This is a genomic window from Acinetobacter sp. WU_MDCI_Abxd143 (assembly GCF_025514195.1).
GTDB classification, from domain to species: domain Bacteria; phylum Pseudomonadota; class Gammaproteobacteria; order Pseudomonadales; family Moraxellaceae; genus Acinetobacter; species Acinetobacter pittii_H.
Map to the genome: position 1 here is coordinate 62,878 of NZ_JAHPTH010000011.1, position 21,312 is coordinate 84,189.

General features: G+C 39.3%; 22 protein-coding genes and 2 pseudogenes. 13 read left to right on the forward strand and 11 right to left on the reverse strand.

All coding sequences use genetic code 11. The features are described 5' to 3' along the window. Positions 1-6: 6 nt before the first annotated feature. Both KTI79_RS15920 and KTI79_RS15925 read right to left on the reverse strand, forming a co-directional pair. The gene (locus tag KTI79_RS15920; RefSeq protein ID WP_199964060.1) at positions 7-351 is read right to left on the reverse strand and encodes a hypothetical protein; all 345 of its coding nucleotides are present in this window, start codon (positions 349-351) and stop codon (positions 7-9) included. Next, positions 344-1,456, reverse strand: coding sequence for a hypothetical protein (locus tag KTI79_RS15925; RefSeq protein ID WP_199964059.1), 1,113 nt, complete (start codon positions 1,454-1,456; stop codon positions 344-346). Before KTI79_RS15925 ends, KTI79_RS15920 begins: the two co-directional genes overlap by 8 nt. Positions 1,457-2,073: 617 nt before the next feature. Between KTI79_RS15925 and KTI79_RS15930 the strand changes: the two genes are divergently transcribed. Beyond that, complete coding sequence (locus tag KTI79_RS15930) at positions 2,074-2,400, forward strand: pyrimidine/purine nucleoside phosphorylase (protein WP_112987136.1); 327 nt, start codon at positions 2,074-2,076, stop codon at positions 2,398-2,400. 72 nt (positions 2,401-2,472) lie between these two features. Here KTI79_RS15930 and KTI79_RS15935 read toward each other — a convergent pair whose 3' ends face one another. From KTI79_RS15935 to KTI79_RS15945, 3 genes are all read right to left on the reverse strand, one after another. Further along, complete coding sequence (locus KTI79_RS15935; RefSeq protein WP_199964058.1) at positions 2,473-3,402, reverse strand: hypothetical protein; 930 nt, start codon at positions 3,400-3,402, stop codon at positions 2,473-2,475. 61 nt (positions 3,403-3,463) lie between these two features. Next, the gene (locus KTI79_RS15940) at positions 3,464-4,393 is read right to left on the reverse strand and encodes an inovirus-type Gp2 protein (RefSeq protein ID WP_199964057.1); all 930 of its coding nucleotides are present in this window, start codon (positions 4,391-4,393) and stop codon (positions 3,464-3,466) included. Between the two features lie 487 nt (positions 4,394-4,880). Next, on the reverse strand, positions 4,881-7,250 hold the full coding sequence (locus KTI79_RS15945; RefSeq protein WP_199964056.1) for a hypothetical protein: 2,370 nt from the start codon (positions 7,248-7,250) through the stop codon (positions 4,881-4,883). A gap of 253 nt (positions 7,251-7,503) precedes the next feature. Here KTI79_RS15945 and KTI79_RS15950 point away from each other — a divergent pair, with 253 nt between their 5' ends. Together KTI79_RS15950 and KTI79_RS15955 are read left to right on the forward strand one after the other, a co-directional pair. Then, on the forward strand, positions 7,504-8,322 hold the full coding sequence (locus tag KTI79_RS15950; RefSeq protein WP_052942537.1) for a hypothetical protein: 819 nt from the start codon (positions 7,504-7,506) through the stop codon (positions 8,320-8,322). Positions 8,323-8,682: 360 nt separating this feature from the next. Continuing rightward, positions 8,683-9,243 (forward strand): annotated as a pseudogene (locus KTI79_RS15955) (exodeoxyribonuclease VII large subunit); the annotation flags it as partial. A 42-nt stretch (positions 9,244-9,285) separates the two neighbouring features. Here KTI79_RS15955 and KTI79_RS15960 read toward each other — a convergent pair. Next, positions 9,286-10,451, reverse strand: a protein-coding gene (locus KTI79_RS15960; protein WP_125316795.1) for an IS3 family transposase whose coding sequence is annotated in 2 segments (ribosomal slippage) — positions 9,286-10,184 and positions 10,184-10,451 — 1,167 coding nt in all. Because the reading frame shifts where the segments join, the coding sequence is not laid out codon by codon here. A gap of 412 nt (positions 10,452-10,863) precedes the next feature. On the opposite strand from KTI79_RS15960, the gene phnC reads away from it, so the two are divergent. The 5 genes from phnC (at position 10,864) to KTI79_RS15985 (ending at position 15,242) form a co-directional block, all read left to right on the forward strand. Then, positions 10,864-11,595 carry a phosphonate ABC transporter ATP-binding protein gene (gene phnC / locus KTI79_RS15965; protein ID WP_045126841.1) on the forward strand — a complete coding sequence of 244 codons (732 nt, stop codon included), beginning with the start codon at positions 10,864-10,866 and terminating at the stop codon, positions 11,593-11,595. A 67-nt stretch (positions 11,596-11,662) separates the two neighbouring features. Continuing rightward, entirely contained in the window at positions 11,663-12,523 is an 861-nt protein-coding gene (phnD, locus tag KTI79_RS15970; RefSeq protein ID WP_034672438.1) for a phosphate/phosphite/phosphonate ABC transporter substrate-binding protein, read from the forward strand. Between the two features lie 18 nt (positions 12,524-12,541). Next, a complete protein-coding gene (gene phnE / locus KTI79_RS15975) occupies positions 12,542-13,339 on the forward strand; it encodes a phosphonate ABC transporter, permease protein PhnE (protein ID WP_004757464.1) in 798 nt (265 codons plus the stop codon). 41 nt (positions 13,340-13,380) lie between these two features. Beyond that, complete coding sequence (locus KTI79_RS15980) at positions 13,381-14,388, forward strand: phosphonate dehydrogenase (RefSeq protein ID WP_005071472.1); 1,008 nt, start codon at positions 13,381-13,383, stop codon at positions 14,386-14,388. After that, positions 14,385-15,242, forward strand: a complete 858-nt coding sequence (locus KTI79_RS15985) for a LysR family transcriptional regulator (RefSeq protein ID WP_086376057.1) — start codon at positions 14,385-14,387, stop codon at positions 15,240-15,242. The genes KTI79_RS15980 and KTI79_RS15985 overlap by 4 nt, the downstream gene beginning before the upstream one ends. 325 nt (positions 15,243-15,567) lie before the next feature. On the opposite strand, the gene KTI79_RS15990 is transcribed toward KTI79_RS15985, so the two are convergent. Continuing rightward, positions 15,568-15,741, reverse strand: coding sequence for a hypothetical protein (locus KTI79_RS15990; RefSeq protein ID WP_171304911.1), 174 nt, complete (start codon positions 15,739-15,741; stop codon positions 15,568-15,570). Between the two features lie 51 nt (positions 15,742-15,792). On the opposite strand from KTI79_RS15990, the gene xseB reads away from it, so the two are divergent. From xseB to KTI79_RS16005, 3 genes are all read left to right on the forward strand, one after another. After that, positions 15,793-15,987 carry an exodeoxyribonuclease VII small subunit gene (gene xseB, locus KTI79_RS15995; protein WP_086376056.1) on the forward strand — a complete coding sequence of 65 codons (195 nt, stop codon included), beginning with the start codon at positions 15,793-15,795 and terminating at the stop codon, positions 15,985-15,987. A gap of 325 nt (positions 15,988-16,312) precedes the next feature. After that, positions 16,313-16,618 (forward strand): hypothetical protein, encoded by a 306-nt coding sequence (locus tag KTI79_RS16000; protein WP_046812872.1) that lies wholly within the window; start codon positions 16,313-16,315, stop codon positions 16,616-16,618. Continuing rightward, positions 16,615-17,865 carry a type II toxin-antitoxin system HipA family toxin gene (locus KTI79_RS16005; RefSeq protein ID WP_086376055.1) on the forward strand — a complete coding sequence of 417 codons (1,251 nt, stop codon included), beginning with the start codon at positions 16,615-16,617 and terminating at the stop codon, positions 17,863-17,865. The genes KTI79_RS16000 and KTI79_RS16005 overlap by 4 nt, the downstream gene beginning before the upstream one ends. 291 nt (positions 17,866-18,156) lie before the next feature. Here KTI79_RS16005 and KTI79_RS16010 read toward each other — a convergent pair whose 3' ends face one another. Together KTI79_RS16010 and KTI79_RS16015 are read right to left on the reverse strand one after the other, a co-directional pair. Next, positions 18,157-18,498 (reverse strand): DHCW motif cupin fold protein, encoded by a 342-nt coding sequence (locus KTI79_RS16010; protein ID WP_001017481.1) that lies wholly within the window; start codon positions 18,496-18,498, stop codon positions 18,157-18,159. A gap of 150 nt (positions 18,499-18,648) precedes the next feature. Continuing rightward, positions 18,649-19,206, reverse strand: coding sequence for an NAD(P)H-dependent oxidoreductase (locus KTI79_RS16015; RefSeq protein WP_068613980.1), 558 nt, complete (start codon positions 19,204-19,206; stop codon positions 18,649-18,651). Between the two features lie 116 nt (positions 19,207-19,322). Between KTI79_RS16015 and KTI79_RS16020 the strand changes: the two genes are divergently transcribed. Beyond that, positions 19,323-19,658 carry a winged helix-turn-helix transcriptional regulator gene (locus tag KTI79_RS16020; protein WP_086264759.1) on the forward strand — a complete coding sequence of 112 codons (336 nt, stop codon included), beginning with the start codon at positions 19,323-19,325 and terminating at the stop codon, positions 19,656-19,658. Positions 19,659-19,685: 27 nt separating this feature from the next. Next, positions 19,686-19,904 (forward strand): DUF6500 family protein, encoded by a 219-nt coding sequence (locus tag KTI79_RS16025; RefSeq protein WP_086264758.1) that lies wholly within the window; start codon positions 19,686-19,688, stop codon positions 19,902-19,904. A gap of 61 nt (positions 19,905-19,965) precedes the next feature. On the opposite strand, the pseudogene KTI79_RS16030 reads toward KTI79_RS16025, so the two are convergent. Together KTI79_RS16030 and KTI79_RS16035 are read right to left on the reverse strand one after the other, a co-directional pair. Then, a pseudogene (locus tag KTI79_RS16030) lies at positions 19,966-20,847 on the reverse strand (hypothetical protein). Between the two features lie 44 nt (positions 20,848-20,891). Continuing rightward, entirely contained in the window at positions 20,892-21,248 is a 357-nt protein-coding gene (locus tag KTI79_RS16035) for a hypothetical protein (protein ID WP_086264757.1), read from the reverse strand. Positions 21,249-21,312: the final 64 nt, after the last annotated feature.

Sequence of the window (21,312 nt, forward strand, 5' to 3'; positions counted from 1 at the left end):
TGCTGCTTAATACTCAGCCTGCCAACCACTACTGCCTAAATTAAGCAGAACGGATTGTGCTTGTGTCATGCTTTGATCAAGTACCGCATCGTAGCGTTCCACTACGACCTCACAGTCATACTGGTCATAAGCTGGGCCATTGCCTGGTTGCCCTTCAAAGGGATTACTGCGTATGCATTGCTGCAATTTGACTTGTACGATGCTGTCATCCTGTTGTCGCATGGCATGTAAGGCATCATTTGCCGTGGGTGGAATAATGGCTTCTCGTGATTCACCACAAGCACTTAGTCCAACCATCAATCCAATGCTGAGCAGTAAAGGACGGCTTAATTGTAAAAATAGCTTACTCATCAGCTGCTCCTTGTGTCTCAACGGGCGTATTGGCTAAACCAAAGCGATAATCGATCTGCTGTGGAATCGGAATATCTGTGCTGCGTAAAAGCTGCCGTGGCTTGGGATGGTAATCGCGTGTGCCATCGTCACGTCGAGTCACTTCTTGTTGTTCTTGATAAAGGTCATAACCTAACTGCTGCGGTTGAAAGCGATAGACAACAGGTTGTGGAATAGCCGTATCTGAGGAATAAGCGGAGAGGATAAGTTGTTTGACCGTGAGGCGCTGCCCTGCATCGAGTTGTAGGAGATAACCCAGACACGTACCGCGTTTTAGATCCTCCAAGTTACTTTTAGCTTGAGCCAATGGGTAATGCAGTTCTACTTTCAGTACTTCGACCTGTTGCCCATCAAAGTTCGGATTGTAGGCTTGTGCCAGTACCTCTTTTTCGGTGACATAGGGAAAGCTCGTGCGCAAACTTAAAGTTTCATGATCTGCATCGTATTCAATCGCGTTATAAGCATCTTGATCATCGGCATTAAAACAAACGGGGGCATGTAATACATTCAGTGCCAGTTCTAAATGACTGAGATCAACTTTCAGTTTGCCCGTCAGTTGTTGATGCTGTTGCTGTGCCGCATCAAGCCGTTGTTGGTACTCTGCTGTGGTTTCAAGTTCTCCTTGTGCTTCAATCGAGTTTGGAGATTTCAAACGCCGAAAGTAGTTGATCATCAACTGATTGGCTTGCGGATAGGCATCGCTGTATCTGAGATCAACAGGATTGAAGTCTTCCTTAAAGCGTCTACGTTGACTGCCCAACCAAACTATCTGATCAGGTTTGAGTTTGAGTTGCTGACGGAATGTTTGCCAGTCTGCTTGTTGTTGTTTGTCGGTGAGTTGTTGATGAAAGCTCTCTAATGCACCGTCATCGACTTCATCAATCGGGGCTAAGGGCTGTAACTGTTCAGCCGTCACTAACACGGGAACAGGATTGGATTGAGTTTGAATACGTTCAGATAAAGCCTCGGCTTCATCAGGGATATAAACATGACTGTCTTTTTTTGAGCATGCCGTGACGCACAAAGGCACCATCAGACACGCCACCCAAATCGGGGCATGTGCCATAGAACCACCTTTTATTATTCGTCGTTGTAGATCAGATCTAAACGTTATTGAGTGGAATCAGGCAAAGCACAGCCGTGAGATCGTCTTGCCAAGGGCAATCGAAATAAAAAGTACAATCGGTTTAAGTTTGGAAATGGCAAAGCCAAAAGATAAATGTCAGTATGCATAGCGGACTCCTTTGTTTCAAGAAAGCCTACCAAATCACTGTCAATTGATGGTGGTAGGACGAAAGAGGGTTGACAGACTGGTAAACAAAGAAACCAGCACGCGCAAGCGCGTCCCCCCTCCGCCCTACCATAGAAGAAAGGGGGACGAACGGGTACACGACACACAAAAAATCAATTTCGTATCTCGTCTTTGTTTAACTGGGTCTGTCAAAACCCACTGGCAATGTAGGCCAGCACGCCAAGGATAATCGCTGCTTACCCGTCGGTCAAGCAACGGGTGTTATGGCTGCTCAGGAAATCGTAAGTTGGATAACGCTATGATCTCTCTCAGCTATTTGATAGTGAAATCTGCTTAAGCAATCGATGAATCATTTTTAACTTGAGTCTTGATCATTCGTTTGATTATGATTCTCAAAACACAAGACAATAATTTTTTTGAGATCACTCATCGTGTCAGAACAATTTAACTTTGTTTCAATTAAAAAAAAGGCCAACATTCATTTTAATGGTTCGTCGATTAGCCATGTGCTCATTTTAAAAGACGGCAGCAAAAAGACACTCGGTGTCATTCTGCCTTCAGAACATCCCCTCACCTTTAAGACTCATCTCGAAGAGCGGATTGAAATTATCTCAGGCACATGTGCAGTTCAAATTGGAGATCAATCTGAAGTTTCCACTTACAGCTCAGGCGAATCTTTTATTATTCCACCCAACAGTGAATTTACGATCCAGTCTGAAGACGTTGTAGATTATGTATGTCACTTTGAACCGCATTAAACTTGTTTTTATTATTTAGCTTAAATAAGGGAAGCCTCCTCATGGCGGCTTAACCCCTGCGTTTCAATTCAACTATTTATGTTGAATGAGCTGACCACTGAATGACTCCATACCACGATCCCACACATAAAGATTGGTTGCATGCTCTTTAAGTGAAGTCATTCTGACATCTAAACTTTCAAGGTTTTCTAATGGGGACTCCATATCATCATTCATAAACGAGGGTACTGTTCGATTGCCTTGAACATCAGGTTTAAACTGTTTTTGCTCCAGTAAAACCCCTATGCCATCTGTGACATCCGACCAGATCTCCCTCAACTTTGCACAGTAATTTGTCTCTTCATCATAGAATGCTTTTTGGAAGGTTAAGTAGTAGCGCACCACATAGTGTTGATGTTCTGGATCACGATAAATCTGATAAAAACGGTACAGCACTTGTGCACGACACCATGATTTATCCATGAGTCGTCGCTCAAACTGCTTCAATGCTCGACTAAAACTTTGAATATGACTCAGCTCTTGTGCTGTTGGATGCGGGTGCATGGTTAAATAGAATTTAAGATCAGGCGCATCCACACTCAGTCGATTTATGTTTGAGTATTGGTCCATCAATTTCTGGATCTTTTTCTCATAAGCCGCATTACACTTATTTAGCATTTCTTGAAAGCCAATGCTTTTAAATAACTTTTCTAATTTATTGAGTATCTTCGACACTAAGTCAGCCCATTGTTTCTCATTCTCAGGCCAAATCTGAAATTCTTCCTGTTCCGCGACACATGCATAGTACGCGTTGCTAAATTGGGTCACCCAAAACCCAAATTTAAATTCTCGATGTGAAAACAGCAAATAATGCCAATCCTGACAATACTCGAGGAATGAGCGTCGCCAAGTCTTTCTTAAATCGCTATCAACCAGTGTTGCACGCTTAAGTGCAATATAAAAATCATGTACATCCTGCTCTAATTTTGGAGCAACGAAGAGTTCAGCTTGTTTGAAATTCATGTCAAAAGTCGTCCTATGTGATTCATTCATAAGACGGCACTCGATGTATTTTTTTACTGACTCACTTGCATTCAGACTTCAATTGATACTGTCTCCCATGCGGTTGATATTCCCCTTTACTCAAACAACGCATTCTTGCATAGCTAACCAATAAGCTTTGATCATATTTGTCCTCATTGGCAAAGTAATTCAACAGAAGCATCACATTGTCAGTCATTTGCTTATCGTCACGATGCAGCATACCCAATGCGAGACGTCCCGTTTGCAGATAACGCTGCTTGTATTTAACGGTATTACAATTGTTGCCTATTGCACCTTCCCCAACAATCTCTTGCCATTTATCAATCACTGCTTGTCCAAGAAAGGTATCGTTCTGACGCTTTGAACCGTTATAGATGAATAGCAGATGAGCATGGAATCCTTTGTCCCTCCCTTGCTCCAGTTTAAGCACATATCCTTTCAACTCAGTAAAACACCCCTGCTGGTCTTTAAGCAATTGTCTTAATTTTTGGATATGCTGATAAAAGTCCTGTAAACCAATCTGACCATGCTTCTCCTTTGTATAACTTAGATCAACACGAACCAATAACAGCTTGTGATGATCGTTGATGATGGTTTGCATATAGGATTGAATTGATTCGCGATTACGTTGTTGCTGTTCTTTATAACGTTGCAAATGCTCCTTTACCTTGTCACGTTGACTCAAGATCAACTTTTGTAACTGATTCACTTGCTGTGCATCCAATGTACTTATTTCATCGTAAATACGTCCATCCAGCATCTGCTCAACAGCCTGCATCAGTAGGACAAATATCTCAATGGTTGCAGCATAGCTGAGTAATTCCTGATGGTACTGCTTGAAGCGTACAATCAGTTCTTGTAGTAAGTCTAGGAAGACAGCATGTTCAACATAGTGGTTAAGATTACATTCAATGAAGTGATGTATATCGGATAATACGGAAGCTTGATGAATGTGGTCAGAGAGTCGCATGAGGATGTTCCAATCAAGGTATGTCATATCTCAAGCAGTAGAAGTATTTTTTTATTGTAGTTCTTACCAATAAGAATTCTGATCATCAGTAGATTCACATGTGATCTTAGGGACCACCTGTTCATCATCGCTTTAAATGCTTAAGTTGATTTAAAGTCTTTAACAACAACTCACCTAGTGGTTGAGTTGTTGTATGTATGATGTCTACTGAGTAATGAAGGTATAAGAGAATAGATATATGATTAATAATACTATTTACCGACTTCAACGATGTTGTAACTGTCTGCACATCACTGTATAAAGACAATTCTGAGACATGCTGAGCATCGGTCGCTGAGCAAAAAAATAAAAACGAGACTTAAGCGAAAAAATTAGATTTAGCATCAACCGTCCCCAAACATGTTTGCTTGACCACAAATCGTGTTGGCTAGTCCATGTTGAAACTTAATCAGCATATTGAATCTAAACTTTCTGAACGCTAAGGATGCTATTTTTTCGGCATTGCCCCCTTAATAAAAGCCTTTGGAACTGAATGGCTAAATGGGGGATGAAATACATCCCGATAAGCAAAATATGTTACGACTTGCTCAATGAACTCTTTTTTCATTTTTTTATCATATGCCTCAAGATAGACATGATAAGAGTTCTGAGCATTATACACTGCATTCAATCCATCAGCAGAATGCATTAATACTCTCGATTTAATAGCACCATGGAATTTTATATTTTCAACATCTTGCAGCTTTAAAATCTGAGAGGCTTTAGTATCAAGAAAGTTGTTCCAGCGCCTATTCAGATCATGGACTACCGTTTGAAAGTGTTCCTGACAACGATCATTAAAGAACAATACAATATCCAGTTTAAATTCTGATATCAAATTCAAGCTATTCTCTTGCCAGCCCCCAATATAACCACGCAACCAACAACAAGGTTTAGCTCTCTTTGATAAGCGCATAAACTCAGTAAATAGTTTTGAGAATTCTGGCTGAGTAAAGTTTCCTTTCGATGAGCGAGTATCAACGATTATACGATAAGCCCAACAATTCTGCTCCAAGATACGATTAAGATATTCTCGTGTATTGGCATATCTACGTATACATTGAGTATAGTGTTTTTCTAAAAGCTTACGTTTATCACCTTCTGAAATTTGCTTTGAAAAGAATAAACCCCGTATATTCTGGATATTACTATTCAACCGACCTAATACAACAGAATCTACAGGCTGATTAAAGTTAAGGCCTTCAAGAATTATCGATTGAAAATTTTCCCACAAGATTAGGTCATCTAGGCTACGAAACCACCATGGTCGAAATCCACGATTACGAATTAAAAAATCAAGCTTATCCCAAAAGTTAAGATCACTTTTAATTTGAATCAACAGCGATAAATACTGATGACCTAGCTGTGTAGCAGTTGTTTGTATCTCTCTAGCATTCAAAAAGTAAGACTGCTGGATTAATCCCACCCTATTAAAAGCTGGATGTTGATTAGGCAACAAGGTTTCAATAAACATCTCAATTAGGAACAATAAGTCTCCATACTGTATTGGAAGCCCTTGCTCAGCACAAAATTCTTTATAGTAAATCTGCCCGACAAGCAGACGATCAGCCACACGTTTATCAAGATGATTGATATCCCATATCCCTTTGGGCGGTTTCCATGCCTGCAATATCTGCGCAAGATTTTTAGGCATAGGGCCTTTCTTAGGTACTACAGCTTGCCTGTTTATTTCAGGCAGTTGCCAATCCGAATGATAAAGGACCTTACTCACTTCAAAAGGCATTTTAGGATATATGAGCCTTGCAAATGAATCTATTTTAAAAAAATAGCTGAGTACCCAATACTTAAATTCTTCAATTCGTTTACACGAACTGACTCCAACATGTCCAACAGCATTTTTCTTAGCATGCGTCCTTACAAACTCATTTCCATTAATGACATCAATAGCATTATATTGACTAAAATCTCTCTTCAATAATTCCTGTAGACGAGCAATAATAGCCGCTTCCTGATCAATGCCATGACTTCTTAATATTAGAATACATGAAAGTTTTAAACCATTTTGATAATCATGCTCAAGTTTGGTATACGCACATAGCCAATATGGAATCGAATCACAAATAGCATTCTGGATATCAGCCCGATCTTTAAGTACTTGCTCAATCAAGCATTCTAAAGACTCATTCTCTAATGGATTCAGTGTACGCACAAACCGAACATCAAGAGCAAAGATATATACCTTCTGATGTATTGCCAAAAGCGTATCAAAATCCTTAAAAGCATGATTAATCTTCTCGACGACTTGCTGAGTCTGCTTTTCGGTATTCTCTATATATGAAGAAGTTTTCTGTACGTCTGAAAAGTAATTAATTAATCTCCAAGCTTTGTCGTATGTGAATTTTGAAAGCGACCATTGCTGCTTCCTCTCTTGCAGACCTTCGGAATTCAATAAAATCTGTTCAATACCAGAAGTAATACTTGGTAGATCAACTGCATCTTCTTTTAAAAAATGTTGATAATAAACCCAATTTAAACCCAACCAAAGATAGCTCATATCAAACATTTCACGCTCAAATCTCAGCGCATTAAAATAAACAAGAAATGAATGGTCAAGTTCAGCATGCATAGTCACATCAATGTCCAAATGAACCACGCGAGGCACGCTTCCAGATTTCAAATCCCCCACAAACTTTTCTAAGGCCCGGATAACCTGAACCGACTCTTTGTATAAACAAGGGCGCTGGTAAGCCGGATCACTCTTCAAGGAGTAATCTAACGCTTGCCAAATATAAGGAACTTTATTAAAAAGCAAACCCAATAGATCATCATTGTTAATTATTAAATTATAATTATCCATAGATACGTAAAAAAACTAGTCAATAGCTGATATTATCAGCTATGAAGTGATTTTTCTCAATAAATTAAATCCTATTAATCACATTATTTTACATCATTATTCAGTATTAATAAAATTAAAAATCACTATGAATAATATAGTTAATCTTCTTTCACTTTCAGACACACTCATTGGGTCTCATCTTTTGTGGAAAAATGGTTAATTATTTTATAAAATTCTGTTTAATTAAACAGAATTTAACCATGGTTTCATCATGAAAGAAGTGACTGTTATAGAGCTAAGCGAGCATACCGGTCTCTCAAGATCTAAGATTTACTACCTTATAAAAAAAGGCAAAATTATAATTTCAAATGGAAAAATAAATTTTGAAGATGCAATTCGGGTTATTACCGAGTTAACTTTAAAAAAGAAAGAAAGTACAAATGAAGAAAATTTTAGACATATTTTCAACATGCTATATTTGCAAAATATTACCCTGCAAAAGCAGCTGGATTTAGCTTATGAACGTGAAAAAGTCTATCTTGCTGAACTCACAAATTATCGACAAAGCTCACTTCAAAAAACAACTTTCAACATCGCTAAATATGAAGATAATACACTGGTAGTACTAGATAAAAATTTAGCGGGAGCAGATAAAAGTTCTCTAAAACACATGCAATCTGAGGCGCAAACAAATCACGCTATAACCAATTCATGTCAAAGCATCAATAAAGAAGAGAAATCTACAACTAAGACTGATTCTCACAATTCCATTACAGAACCCGTTCAAATAACCATAACTGAATCAGAAAATGATAATACTGAACCTAAAAAAGAAATGACTGAACAAAGTGATAATAGACTTCCTCCTCCATCGCTCACCCCTGAAAACACTTTCTCATCTCACCAACAAAATAGTCGTAAAACACCTTACAATTCAGTAGTAAAACTTCGTAGAAGGCCTCCAGTCCAATATCCTCGTCCTATTAAGTCAAATACTCAAGAGGTAAAGCCGACCAAAAAACAATCAGCTACATCTCTGGACGACCAGAATGAAATAGATCAAGAACCAATTACTCCTGATCTTAAATAACCATTTGCTCTGTAAGAATTTAGCTTAAATGCAATCTATCTATTGTCTTAAGCTAACTGAATTATTGTAGCTTTGGTTATTTCATTGCCAAATTTATACGGAGTGGATTGAGGAGTAGAAAATATATGTCTAAGAAATCTAGAGTGCGATCAGCACTCTGTATAGCTAAAATCAAAACGACTAATAAAAATTAGTCTGATACCCTAGCTAAAACAATCAAATTAGACTACAAACACTAAGGTGTAATTGAACAAATTACGCAAAAGCAAAAACAACTTGGAAAGCTTCGTTCGTGTACAGAAAAAGTAAAGACATAGTAGCTGATTTGGCTGAGCTCAATTAATAAAAAAATTAACTCGCATTATGGAGTCTTTAAGCTCAGGTCTGCGCTAATGGGCAAAAAACTATACAACCCCACCTGACCTCATCGTCATCATACGAGGTGGTGGAGCAGTCAATGATTTAGCTTATTTAAATGACTATGATCTAGCTACCTTACTCTGCAAACGAAAAGTACCCATTTGGGTCGGTATCGGTCATGAGAAAGATCGAACCATTTTAGATGAAATTGCACACCGATCTTTTGATACCCCAAGTAAAGTGATTGCAGGAATACGTAATCTGATTTCAGAACGATCTCAGGAGGCAATCGATTTTATTCAGTCCATCAAACTACTCTCTCAACATCAAATTTCAGCTTATCAAAGTCAAAATGATCAGTTGATGAATATCATCAAAACCCATGCCCAGAATCAAATAAATACAGCGCAAAAAAATCTTGAATTGATGAAGTCAACAACGCAGTATTTTTCTCAGCAACAACTTAAATTTGCTTCGACTCAAATCGACACATTGATGAGAGAAACCCTACTACAAAACCCTAGGAATGTTCTTGCTAAAGGATATGGGATTATTAGAAGTGATGTGTGTTGATAAAAACGGAGGCTTTCGCTTGGGAGGATTCTAGACAGCCAACCTGTAAAAGTCCTCTGCCATTTGATTTGGTGTCTTAAAATCCAATCCTTTTTGGATTCTTTGCTGATTATAAAATAGCTCTATGTATTTTGTAATATCTGCTTTCGCTTTTTCCCTCGTTTCATAAGTACGATGGTGTATAAGTTCATTCTTTAATATGCCCCAGAAGCTTTCAATTGGTGCATTATCAAAGCAGTCTCCACGCTTACTCATTGAACCTTGAAAATCATATTTTTCAATCATATTTCGATATACATGACTGCAATATTGACTGCCTCTGTCTGAGTGAACAATTAAGCCTTGTGGCGGTTTTTGATTCCGAATAGCCATTTTAAGAGCATCACAGACCAACTGTGCTGTCATACGTTCATTTAGACTATAGCCAACAACCTGCTTTGTATAAAGATCCTTTGAAGCAGCCAGATATAGCCATCCTTCGTTTGTCCAAATGTAGGTAATGTCACTTACCCACGCGTGGTTTGGAGTGCTCACGTTAAATTTTTGCTCTAATAAGTTTTTGTAGACGGGACGGTTGTGATCACTGTTTGTTGTTCTTTTAAAGCGCTTATGGCGCTTGCAAAAGAGTTTATTGACCTTCTTTATTGTACGTACTGCATATTGGCTAATTTGAACACCTTGAGCGTGTAAATGCTTACTCAGGCGAATATAGCCATAGCTTTCATTGGTCTCCTGATGTGCTATTTTCACCATGATAGTCTGCTGATTTCTTCGAATTTGTTTTTGGCTTAAGCCACTTTTCAACCACTCATAAAATCTTGATACTGAAACTTTTAACAGCTTCGCCATCATGGTGATTGGGTATGTATCTTTATACTGTTTCATGCAGGCGTACCTCACTGACTTTCTTTGGCAAAGTACGCTACTGCTTTTTTTAAGAATTCTCTTTCCAATTCCGCAGTTTTAAGTTGCTGTTTCAGCTTCTTATTTTCTTCGAGCAGAGCAGCAAGTTCAGGGGAATATTGTTGTGTTCCAACTAATGTTCCAGATTTAGCTTTGCTGTACCAATTGGAAAGCGTTTGCATGGATATGCCAAGCTGTCTTGCTGTTTCCGAAACATTGCCTTTATTTTCTTCAATCTGTTTTATAGCTTCAGCTTTGAATTCCGCTGTATAAAACTTTGGTTTTTTGCTCATGGTAAACTCCTGATGAGTACGTTTAGTTTACCAAGTGAAAGCTTCCGTTTTTATCAGCACACATCATTGATTAGTAGTAGGTTAAAAGCCACGCAAACGATTTTACATAATCGCCACTTATGAGTAGTGACGTAATTTTAATGTGTCTCGACCTATTTTGAGCCTTCCAGCTGCGTTCGGCCAGAAGCGGACGCCAGGGTGTGCCTTAAAATCCTGCTAAACCCCTCCCAGCTAGCTCCGCCAATTACCGGCGCCTCACTGCATACCAATTGGAAGTCTTATAGCCAAGCGTTTGAGTGCGATTGCTAATTGCTCGCAATAAAACTGTAACATTGAGTCGTTATGCTCACCTCATTATCTGATTTCGTAATCAAAAATAAAGATTGATTACAACAACGAGGGTCTGGCAGCAATGATTCAACTTCAAAATATTACCGTCCAGTACGGACAAATGATTGCGTTGCATCCAACTTCACTCACGTTTCAACAGGGAGAGTTTTCAGTGTTGCTCGGTGCCTCTGGTGCAGGCAAATCAACAATGCTCCGTTGTCTTAACCTGATGCAAAAACCCACTAACGGCAATATAAACATTACAATGTTAGGTTCATTGTTGGACAAAAAAATATTGCAAGAGCATCGTCGGCGTACTGGCATGATATTCCAGCAGCATCAATTAATTGGTCGACTTTCTGTTTTGCAAAATGTGCTAATGGGTAGACTAGGTTATCACTCGACGCTTCGTACTCTTTTTCCTCTATCGAAGGAGGATCAATCTATTGGATTACACAGCCTTGACCGCGTTGGGCTACTTCACAAAGCACTCTCACGAGTGGATGAGTTAAGTGGCGGTCAGCAACAACGCGTGGGTATAGCTCGGGCATTAGCGCAGCGACCGGCACTTGTTTTGGCAGACGAGCCTGTGGCAAGCCTTGATCCAGCATCCGCCAACAAAGTCTTGGCGCTCTTACACCAGATATGCAAAGAAGACGGCATAACCGCTGTAGTCAGCCTACATCAAGTCGATCTCGCTAAACGCTATGCTGACCGAATCGTCGGTCTGGCTCATGGCAAGGTTGTGTTCGATGCAATACCAGCGGCTCTGACACAAACGCATGTAACTGAACTCTATGAACAAAAAGCGTAATTGAATTCAAACATTCCAAATATTACTCATAACCATTGTTTAACTTAAGAACTGAGGAGAAATAACCATGAAAAAGCTATTCGCTGTACTGGCTCTAATATCGTTTTGCCTCTTAGGTAGTGTCACATATGCCGCACCTAATCCTGACCCCGGCACATTAAAAGTTGCTCTCTTGCCTGATGAAAATGCATCAACCGTCATTAAAAATAATAAGCCTCTAGAGATGTATCTTGAAAAAGCTCTGGGCAAAAAGATTGAGCTTATTGTTACCACTGACTATTCATCAATGATTGAAGGAATGCGGTTCGGTCGTATTGATCTTGCATATTTTGGGCCCTTGTCTTATGTATTGGCCAAACAGAAAAGTAAGATTGAACCATTTGCAGCAATGCAACAAAAAGGCACAACAACTTATCAGTCAGTGCTAATTGTGAATAAGGCGGCGGGCATCAACAACATCACAGATATCAAGAAAAAAGCCGTTGCCTGGGGTGACAAGGCCTCTACATCCAGCCACCTGATCCCCAAATCAATGCTTGCTGATAAAGGATTATTTGCCGGAAAGGATTACAAGGAGCATTTCGTAGGCGCTCACGATGCAGTGGCGATGGCAGTTCAGAATGGACACGCGCAGGCCGGTGGTCTGAGCAAGCCCATTTTCAAATCGCTCGTTCAGAGCGGCTTGATCGATCTAAACAAAGTGAAGGTCTTAGTGGAGTCAAAACCGTTTCCTCAGTACCCATGGACTATGCGCTCTAACTTAAAACCAGAGCTAAAAGTAAAAATTCGTGCTGCCTTCCTCGATTTGAAAGATCCGAACGTGTTGAAACCATTCAAGGCTGATGGATTCGGGCCTGCAACAGATAAGGATTACGATGTCGTGCGTGATTTAGGTAGTTTGCTAAAGCTAGATTTTTCCAAGTTCTAATTTTTTGAGGTCTCTACAATGAATACGAACTTCGAAGCCATATTGTCAGAGCAGCGCCAAAGCTGGAATCGAGTAGTTAGGTATGTGATATTGATTTTAGCTATTGTCGTCGGATGTTGGTATTACGTTGGTCTATTTGATGGTGAGCGTTTAGGCGAAGGCGTGCCAAGTCTTGTTAGTCTCATTGGTGAGATGTTCCCTCCCAACTTTAGTGAGTGGAGAGCATGGGTCAAGCCAGTGCTCGATACCTTAGCCATGAGTATTGCTGGAACCGCCATCGCTGTGCTTTTGTCCGTGCCCTTGGGTATTTTGGCTGCACGCAATACCAGTCCACATCCAGCGGTCTATCAGGCTGCGCGTGCTCTGTTAAATGTGTTGAGATCTGTTCCTGAGCTTATTATGGGTATAGTTTTCGTGGCAGCTGTCGGCTTTGGTGCACTGCCGGGTGTGTTGGCATTAGGCCTGCACTCAATCGGCATGATCGCTAAGTTTTTTGCGGAAGCGATTGAGCATACAGATCAAGCACCAGTTGAAGCTGCGCAGGCCGCAGGTTGCAGCCCGCTACAAGTGATATTTCATGGCATTTTTCCGCAAGTATTACCGCAAATGGCCGACACCGCGATTTATCGGTGGGAATACAATTTTCGCGCCTCAACGGTGATGGGAATGGTCGGTGCCGGCGGTATAGGTTTCGAGTTGATAGGATCGCTGCGTCTTATGCAATACCAAGAAGTATCCGCGATATTGCTGGTCATTCTTGGGATGGTGACGCTAGTTGATACATTCAGTTCATTCTTGCGTCGCAAGTTCAAGTAGCTAACCCATATAAAAAATCCGGTATACACATGAGGGTCCACATGAAACAAAAAATAGTTCTTACCCACTGGGTTCATCCTGAAATTATCGATTATTTACAATCTGTTGCGGATGTCGTTCCCAACATGACCCGCGATACTATGTCGCGCGCAGAATTGCTGGAGAGAGCAAAGGATGCTGACGCACTGATGGTATTCATGCCTGACAGTATCGATGATGATTTTCTTGCGTCCTGCCCTAAATTGAAGATTGTAAGTGCAGCACTCAAAGGCTATGACAACTTTGATGTCGATGCTTGTACCCGCCGTGGTATTTGGTTCAGCATCGTGCCGGACCTTCTGACCATCCCAACGGCGGAGCTGACAATTGGATTGCTTCTTGGCCTGACTCGCCATCTGGCCGAGGGGGATCGCCGTATCCGAACTCACGGATTTAACGGGTGGAGACCGGAACTATACGGAACGGGTTTAACAGGACGCACACTCGGAATCATCGGTATGGGTGCGGTCGGGCGAGCGATTGCGAAGCGCTTATCGAGTTTTGATATGCGGGTGCTTTATTGCGATGACATCGCCTTGAATCAAGAGCAGGAAAAGGCCTGGAATGCACGACAGGTGAGTCTCGATGAATTATTAAGTAGCAGTGACTTTGTTGTACCTATGCTGCCAATGACGCCGCAAACTTTGCACTTATTGAATGCAGAAACAATTGGCACAATGCGCACAGGAAGCTACTTGATCAATGCGTGTCGTGGTTCAGTTGTCGATGAATTAGCTGTTGCCGAAGCACTTGAATCTGGAAAATTGGCGGGTTATGCGGCAGATGTTTTCGAATTGGAAGAGTGGATCCGTGTTGATAGGCCAACAGCTATTCCGCAGGAGTTACTGACCAATACAGCGCAAACATTTTTCACCCCACATTTGGGGTCTGCGGTCGACGACGTGCGTTTCGAAATCGAGCAACTAGCAGCCAATAATATCTTACAGGCACTGACCGGCCAAAGGCCATCCGATGCTATCAATAATCCAATTTTGGAAGGCGTTAATTGATCAATCTTGAACGCGTAGTTACTTTTCTGGCTGTCGTGAATCGGGGTGGCTTTCGTGAAGCAGCCAAGCACACAGGGCTCTCACAGTCAGCTGTGACTCAGCATGTTAGGCGCCTAGAAGAGTCGCTGAGTGTCAATCTGATTGTGCGAAACAACGCAGGTTGTACGCTCACAGAGGAAGGCAAAGTGTTTTTGCCTTATGCGGAAAACCTAGTGCGCACCGGATCCAGAGCGTGCGCATTATTCGACACAAATCGTCTTGTAATAGGCGCGAGCTCGAATATCGGCATCTATGTATTGCCACCGCACTTGAGGCGGTTCAAGAAAACAGCAACTTGCAATTTTGATGTAGTCATTGGCGATAATCTTACCATTGTGAAAAAACTGGAAAACTTTGAAGTCGATGTGGCCATTATGGAATGGTGGGATCAACGAGAGGGATTTGATGCATGCGTTTGGCGAAGTGAAGCACTAGCTTTGATTGTGCCGGTGGAGCATCCGTGGGCCAAATTGGCGAGTATTCCATTAGATTGGCTGAAGGGAGAGAAATTGCTGGGGGGAGAAACAAGTAGCGGCACAGGGCGTCTGTTACAGCATTTTTTCGGAAGCGTGGCAGATTCTATTGGTGTATCTATGCAGCTTGGAAGCACAGAGGCGGTTAAACGGGCAGTACAGGCAGGCTTGGGTATTTCATTGGTGATCTCTTCGTCTGTGGTCGATGAGTGCGAGAGTGGTCGACTAAGAAGCGTTAAAATTGAAGGGATCACCCCCTACAAAAATCTTTACGTTATTTGTCGTGGCAATATGCTTGAAAATACACCATCGGCACATTTCAAAAAATTTCTACTTCAGTAGATGGATGGTATGTTGTTTATGCCAACAGTTAGAAAGTGTGAAGTTTGCCGTGACATATCATGATTTTAAGTTGATGGTAGCATTTTATTCATTTGCGTTATTTCTCTAGAAGGTAGGCGTCTAAATACTAAGTTTTCTACCTTTAAAAGGCCATATCGAACATCCACTTTAATCTGCGGTATCAAGAGAAGATTATTTTTTGCGAACATCCGCTTTGGGCACAACTGAGCCGGTTCTGGTGCTTTGAAATTAATTTAGATCAATTGCATCGCATATCCACCAGCTAACGTGTCCGTTAGTCTCACTAGCCCCTTTTCGGGTACATCTAGTGTGTCAGGTGCTTAGGCTCTAGCGCAAAAGGCGTACTCTTAATCTTCTCAAGACTCGCCTGTATCCAACCTGCTTTGGTCGCCTGATCATCACTGTGGTCAATGTCCGCGTCATTCAAACGATAACAAAGCAATTCGTTCTGTTCAACAAGTCGGAGCAACCGTTTCAATTGAAATGCAAGATGGCTTTATTCATGCCGATGTAAATAAGGTGACTAACAATGACTAAGAAAGAGTTAAGTTTTAAAGAAGGTTATGAATTACTAAAGAAAAATGCAACGTTGTTAGAAGATCAAGATGAACCAGATATTGATAACCTTATGAAGATTGTTGAAGAATCAATGTCTGCCTATAAAGCTTGTAAAACAAGAGTCGATGCTGTGCAAAAAGCGCTGAATGATACTTTTAAAGAATAATCCCACATTAAATTTAGTTCTAACAAAATTACTTAATAGTGGGTAGTGTTCAAAAAGCTGTGTCATTTCCTTAAACTGTTAAAAACATGAATGACGCCACTATAACAACAGCCTTTGACTTTGACTTTGACTTTGACTTTGACTTTGAAACAGCATTAAAACAACTCCAGTCAGGACAAGCCTTGACTGGAGAGAATGGCATTTAAGAGTACCAAAATTAGTTCAAGCCACCTTAGAAGATTAACAGTTGACTCACAACAAAAATGGGAATATATTCCCATTTATATGTAAAATCTAGGAATATAGTCCTATTTCAGGAGGATTTATGCCGAAAAGAGATCTATATAAAATTTTGTTCCCCAAACAGCGTAAGGCATTGACCACTTTCGGGGAAGATCTATTACTCGCTGTTAAGCGTCGTGGTTGGACTAAACAAATGATCTGCGACCGTACTGGATTTGATAATAAAACTATAAATAAAGTTTTTGCTGGAGATCCCAGTGTAGCAATCGGTACATATATCAAAGTGATGGGAGTGTTAGGTATGGAAGATAATTTTGCCAAATTAGCAGCCCATGACGAAGTGGGAATTAAACTGCAAAATATTAAATTATTAGAAGGTTCAAAATGACCCGAAATATAGTAGATGTTTATGCTTCTTGGTTACCTATTGATTCACCATTACTTACAGGGCAATTAATGTTTGCTGAGACAAGTCGTGGCGGTGTATTTAGTTTTGCTTATGATCGCTCATTCTTGAAGTCAGAATATCGTCTTCAACTTGATCCATTCTTAACACTTCATCGTGGTGAACTTTATAACGACCTTCCAGATAAGAATTTTCGTAGCTTCTTAGACTCAGCCCCTGACCGTTGGGGACGAATTCTGATGCAACGCCATGCGGCAATAGAACATTACAAAGGTTTACGTTCAAGTGCCAGACTCACGGAATTGGACTATTTACTGGGCGTGCATGATTCTTTTCGCATGGGAGGAATTCGTTTTAAAACAGCAGAGTCTGATAATTTCTTAGATGACAATGACGAGTTTGCAGCTCCTCCAATGACTTCATTACGTGAACTAGAATATGCCGCAATCCAAATTGAGAAAGATGAGAACATTGACAGTGAAGAATATTATCACTGGCTTAAATTATTAATTTCCCCTGGTTCTTCTTTAGGTGGTGCTAGACCTAAAGCTTGCGTGACTGATGAGCAAGGACATCTCTGGATCGCCAAATTTCCTAATCAGAAAGATACATTCGATGTAGGGGCTTGGGAGTTCATCTGTTATGAGTTGGCTCGATTAGCTGGAGTAGAAATGTTCCCAAGTGAAATACGCCGATTCTCTTCAGAACATCATACTTTTCTCACCAAACGATTTGACCGCCAAGGAACTGAGCGAATACATTTCTCATCAGCCATGACTCAACTAGGGTACTACGATGGAGAACATTCAGAGGGGGCAAGTTATCTTGAAATAGCCGAGTTTCTAACCAATAACGGATCACAAACAAAAAATGATCTAGCTCAATTATGGCGCAGGATCATCTTTAATATTGCAATATCAAATACAGATGACCATTTAAGAAATCATGGCTTCTTATTAACTGATAAAGGATGGAAGTTATCACCTGCATATGATCTTAACCCTATTGTAGGGAACCAAGGTTTACACCTTAATATTACAGATACAGCTAATGCACTTGATTACAACTTGGCATTTGAGGTGATTGATTTTTTCCGCTTATCTCAAGAGGAAGCGACTCAGATTTATGATGAAGTATTATTGGCGGTAAAAAAATGGCAAGGCATTGCAAATCGGTTGGGCATTAGTCGTAGTGAACAGCTAATCAAACAGGAAGCTTTTAACGTATAATGGTTGTATTTAGATAGAATAGAAATTGATGTACTATGAAGGACAACGAAAGTTTGCTGTCATCTTTCTGCCAATCAATTGAGAAAATTCATTTCATTGAATTCAGCTTTTTCTAACTGGGGGACGATTGGGGGATCAAATAAGACTATTTATATTTTATTTAAATATTATCAATATATTAATCAAAAAATGTGATTCCCTCTCTCACCGCCAGAATTCAAAAAAGACCTAAATCGTTTTGATTTAGGTCTTTTTTATTGCACTTTTTTAATAAATCTAAATAAAGACAATCTAATCAACAATAAGTAACTTCGCACCATTCAGGCTAAAAGACTGGTGTGGCTCTGAATTATCTCCTACTTGATAACTCATGCCTGACGTTAAAGTAAATGTTCGTCCGTCTTTCAATCTACTTTCTAGCTCACCTTCTAGGCAAAATAGTATGTGCCCTTTTTCACACCAATGGTCAGCCAAGTAGTTTGCTGAGTACTCGACAAGTCTTACTCTAATTTTATTTGTTTCTTCACCAAAAAATTGAGTTTTCCAATAAGCTTTTCCAGTTTCACCGCTATATTCAGTGACTTCAATTTCTTCCCAGTTTGTAATTTGAAATGGAAAAGGCGCGATATTCATAATTTTTTCCAAAGACGTATTATTGTATTTTCAACTTATAGACAAATTTGATTTTTGCAAATGACTTATCGAAAATCAGAAAGATAGCAAAACTATTTTTCACTTTTAAAAGACCCAAACTCTCACGCTTAGGCCTCCCTACCTTAAAAATTACTCAGACAACGCTAATAACTTCTGAACATACTCAATCGCATTATTTTCTATATCTTGGTGCGTCGGAATATCATCATCTTCTGATGGATTGGTATCTAAACCATAAAATGCATGAAGTGGTTGATAGTCCGCTCCAATATATAAAGCTGTTAGCTTAAATGGAGTAAAAATCTGCTCTAAAGAAAGCTTATATTCACCATACTCTGAATAAACTTTTTCTTTTACACCAGCAGACACAGCCAACATAAATTTCTTATTTTTAAGCTTGTCACCTGTTGAACCATACGCCCAACCATAAGTCAAAACTTCATCAAGCCATTGTTTCAGAAGCGGCGGGCAGTTAAACCAATACACTGGAAATTGAAAAACTAAATTTTCGTGTTCTTCGACCAGCGCTTGCTCTTTGGCAACATCAATCACCCCATCTGGGTAGGCTTGATAAATTTGGTGAACTGTAAATTGGTCTGGGTGTTTTTCTAGTTCCTCTACCCATCTTTTATTTACAACAGACTGGTCTATGTGGGGATGAGTAACAATGACTAATGTCTTTTTCATTATGAAAACACTCTTATCGAAAAGTTGATAAATCGATTATAGAAGTGTGCTTTCCTAAATATAAGTACGGTAATTTGTGTTATATACTATACTAAAATATAGTGTGGATTTTAAAAATGACTGAATGCGTTCCATCACATACGCCATTAGAAGAAACAGGTTTTGGATACACTCTTTCTTTAATTAATGGCAAATATAAAATGATTATTATGTACTGGCTGTATGAAAAAAATGTCATGCGTTTTAATGAGATGCAACGCTGCATTGGTAATATTTCGTTTAGAACACTCAGCAATACACTTAAAGAATTGGAAAGAGATGGACTGATTACACGCAAGGAATATCCTCAAATTCCGCCAAAGGTTGAGTATCGACTTTCAGAAAAAGGACAATCTTTAATTCCTTTGTTAGATATGATGTGTGATTGGGGCGAGCGGAATATGAATTCTTAATTTTATAGACTTGAAGTGATACTAAATATGAGAAATGAATTAAGAGAAATTTTTATTAAGGGATGCGACGAGAAAATTGAAAAGAAGGGAGACAATGTCGGTCTATCTTTTTATGCTTTTTTTAAAAATAAGAATGATAACCCTGAGTTACTGATGGAAGCAGCGCATTGGTGGATTATGGTACACAAGCTAGATCACTTCGAGAAGGCAGTTAAGATTAAACAGTTGGTTTTAAATGAGCGGTAATTAGAGTTATTCGAAAAGGCTTAAATTTAAGCCTTTTCATTATTTTAAACTTAAAAATTAATTACTTAACATAAGGCCAAACATCAGGATCTATATATTCTTCATCGATATGATAACCCTCAGCCTTAGCTTTTCTTTCTTCCTTTTCCCGATATTTTTTATTTTCAATTAATCTTTTTTTAAACGCTTGCTCGAATTCACTAGATGTCATTTTATCAGAGTCAGGAATTGAGTCTCTTTCATTGTATCGCACACTCTGAAAGCTAAATCTAAGCATATATTATTCTTCATTCCGCTCATTCTTAGCTGTTCTTTTTAAACTGATATCTAAAATAACCCCATTAGCATACAACCTATAACCCAATGATTTTGTCGGGCTGTTGTTTATTATATTTTTCCACTCCTCAAAGCTAAAAATATAACTCGGGTCAATGACATCACGACTTTTCGATAGATGCTTAATATTATCTTCTTTAGCGATACGCGGAGCATCTGTAAAGAAATAGTTTTTCCAACCAGCCTGATTAATACGTTTCATTAAAGCTACATAGCTTTGATAAACCTGCTCTGGGGTAGCAAATTCTTCTTTTGTGAGGCCAGCATCAATATCTAAAACTTGGATCCCTTCATTTTTGTCATATTGAGTACCTAGTACAGAGAAAACATGCTCTATTAACAAACTGTTAGGACCATTATCTATAATTAATTTTCCTAAATTAGGAGGAGAAAATTGAAGTTCTCTAAAGCTAACACCAGCTGGATGATTATCTACATTGCCATCACTATATTTTGAAAAATCTTGAATACCTTGTTCACCCATATGCAAAGTGTAGGCTTGCTGATTCAAAGTCAAATTCTCATTATGTTCTGATGTTGGCTGACAAGCGGAAAGTAATAATCCAAAAATAAAGATTAGGAAATATTGTTTAAATTTTACCGTCATTACCAACTTCTCTACTTTGCTATTTCCCGACTCTGCGATAATTTTTAATCCTGAACAATAAAGCTATATGTCTTGTCAATTTCAGCACCACCACCTGCATAGAAATCAGCTCTTATATGAATTCTATATTCTCCTTTGTGTTTAGGGGTTCCTTTGATTTGTATAACATTATATCCATCCAAGTCATCAACAGGTTTAACGGTAACGCCTAGATTTTCTGGAATATTTGTTTCTAATTCAGCGTATTTATCTATAACCTTTCCTCCAGAAATCTTAATAATTTGTTGGTATTCTTGATTAATATGAGCGACAGGTAAACTCTCAGGAGAAATTTTATATTTCTTTCCACAACCTATAAGTACAAAAATAATTGAAAAAATAATTATTAATTTATGCTTCATTAGAAACTTTCCTTTTTAAAGACCTAAAACTAGAGATTTAGGTCTTTCCATTCTCAAATAAAAT

Coding starts and splice junctions, on each gene's coding strand:
- KTI79_RS15935 (WP_199964058.1), bottom strand. CDS start 3,402: ATGAATTTCAAACAAGCTGAACTCTTCGTTGCTCCAAAATTAGAGCAG.
- KTI79_RS15980 (WP_005071472.1), top strand. CDS start 13,381: ATGAAACAAAAAATAGTTCTTACCCACTGGGTTCATCCTGAAATTATC.
- KTI79_RS16000 (WP_046812872.1), top strand. CDS start 16,313: ATGCCGAAAAGAGATCTATATAAAATTTTGTTCCCCAAACAGCGTAAG.
- KTI79_RS15925 (WP_199964059.1), bottom strand. CDS start 1,456: ATGGCACATGCCCCGATTTGGGTGGCGTGTCTGATGGTGCCTTTGTGC.
- KTI79_RS15940 (WP_199964057.1), bottom strand. CDS start 4,393: ATGCGACTCTCTGACCACATTCATCAAGCTTCCGTATTATCCGATATA.
- phnE (WP_004757464.1), top strand. CDS start 12,542: ATGAATACGAACTTCGAAGCCATATTGTCAGAGCAGCGCCAAAGCTGG.
- KTI79_RS15920 (WP_199964060.1), bottom strand. CDS start 351: ATGAGTAAGCTATTTTTACAATTAAGCCGTCCTTTACTGCTCAGCATT.
- KTI79_RS15945 (WP_199964056.1), bottom strand. CDS start 7,250: ATGGATAATTATAATTTAATAATTAACAATGATGATCTATTGGGTTTG.
- KTI79_RS16015 (WP_068613980.1), bottom strand. CDS start 19,206: ATGAAAAAGACATTAGTCATTGTTACTCATCCCCACATAGACCAGTCT.
- KTI79_RS16025 (WP_086264758.1), top strand. CDS start 19,686: ATGAGAAATGAATTAAGAGAAATTTTTATTAAGGGATGCGACGAGAAA.
- xseB (WP_086376056.1), top strand. CDS start 15,793: ATGACTAAGAAAGAGTTAAGTTTTAAAGAAGGTTATGAATTACTAAAG.
- KTI79_RS16010 (WP_001017481.1), bottom strand. CDS start 18,498: ATGAATATCGCGCCTTTTCCATTTCAAATTACAAACTGGGAAGAAATT.
- KTI79_RS15950 (WP_052942537.1), top strand. CDS start 7,504: ATGAAAGAAGTGACTGTTATAGAGCTAAGCGAGCATACCGGTCTCTCA.
- KTI79_RS16020 (WP_086264759.1), top strand. CDS start 19,323: ATGACTGAATGCGTTCCATCACATACGCCATTAGAAGAAACAGGTTTT.
- KTI79_RS16035 (WP_086264757.1), bottom strand. CDS start 21,248: ATGAAGCATAAATTAATAATTATTTTTTCAATTATTTTTGTACTTATA.
- phnD (WP_034672438.1), top strand. CDS start 11,663: ATGAAAAAGCTATTCGCTGTACTGGCTCTAATATCGTTTTGCCTCTTA.
- KTI79_RS16005 (WP_086376055.1), top strand. CDS start 16,615: ATGACCCGAAATATAGTAGATGTTTATGCTTCTTGGTTACCTATTGAT.
- phnC (WP_045126841.1), top strand. CDS start 10,864: ATGATTCAACTTCAAAATATTACCGTCCAGTACGGACAAATGATTGCG.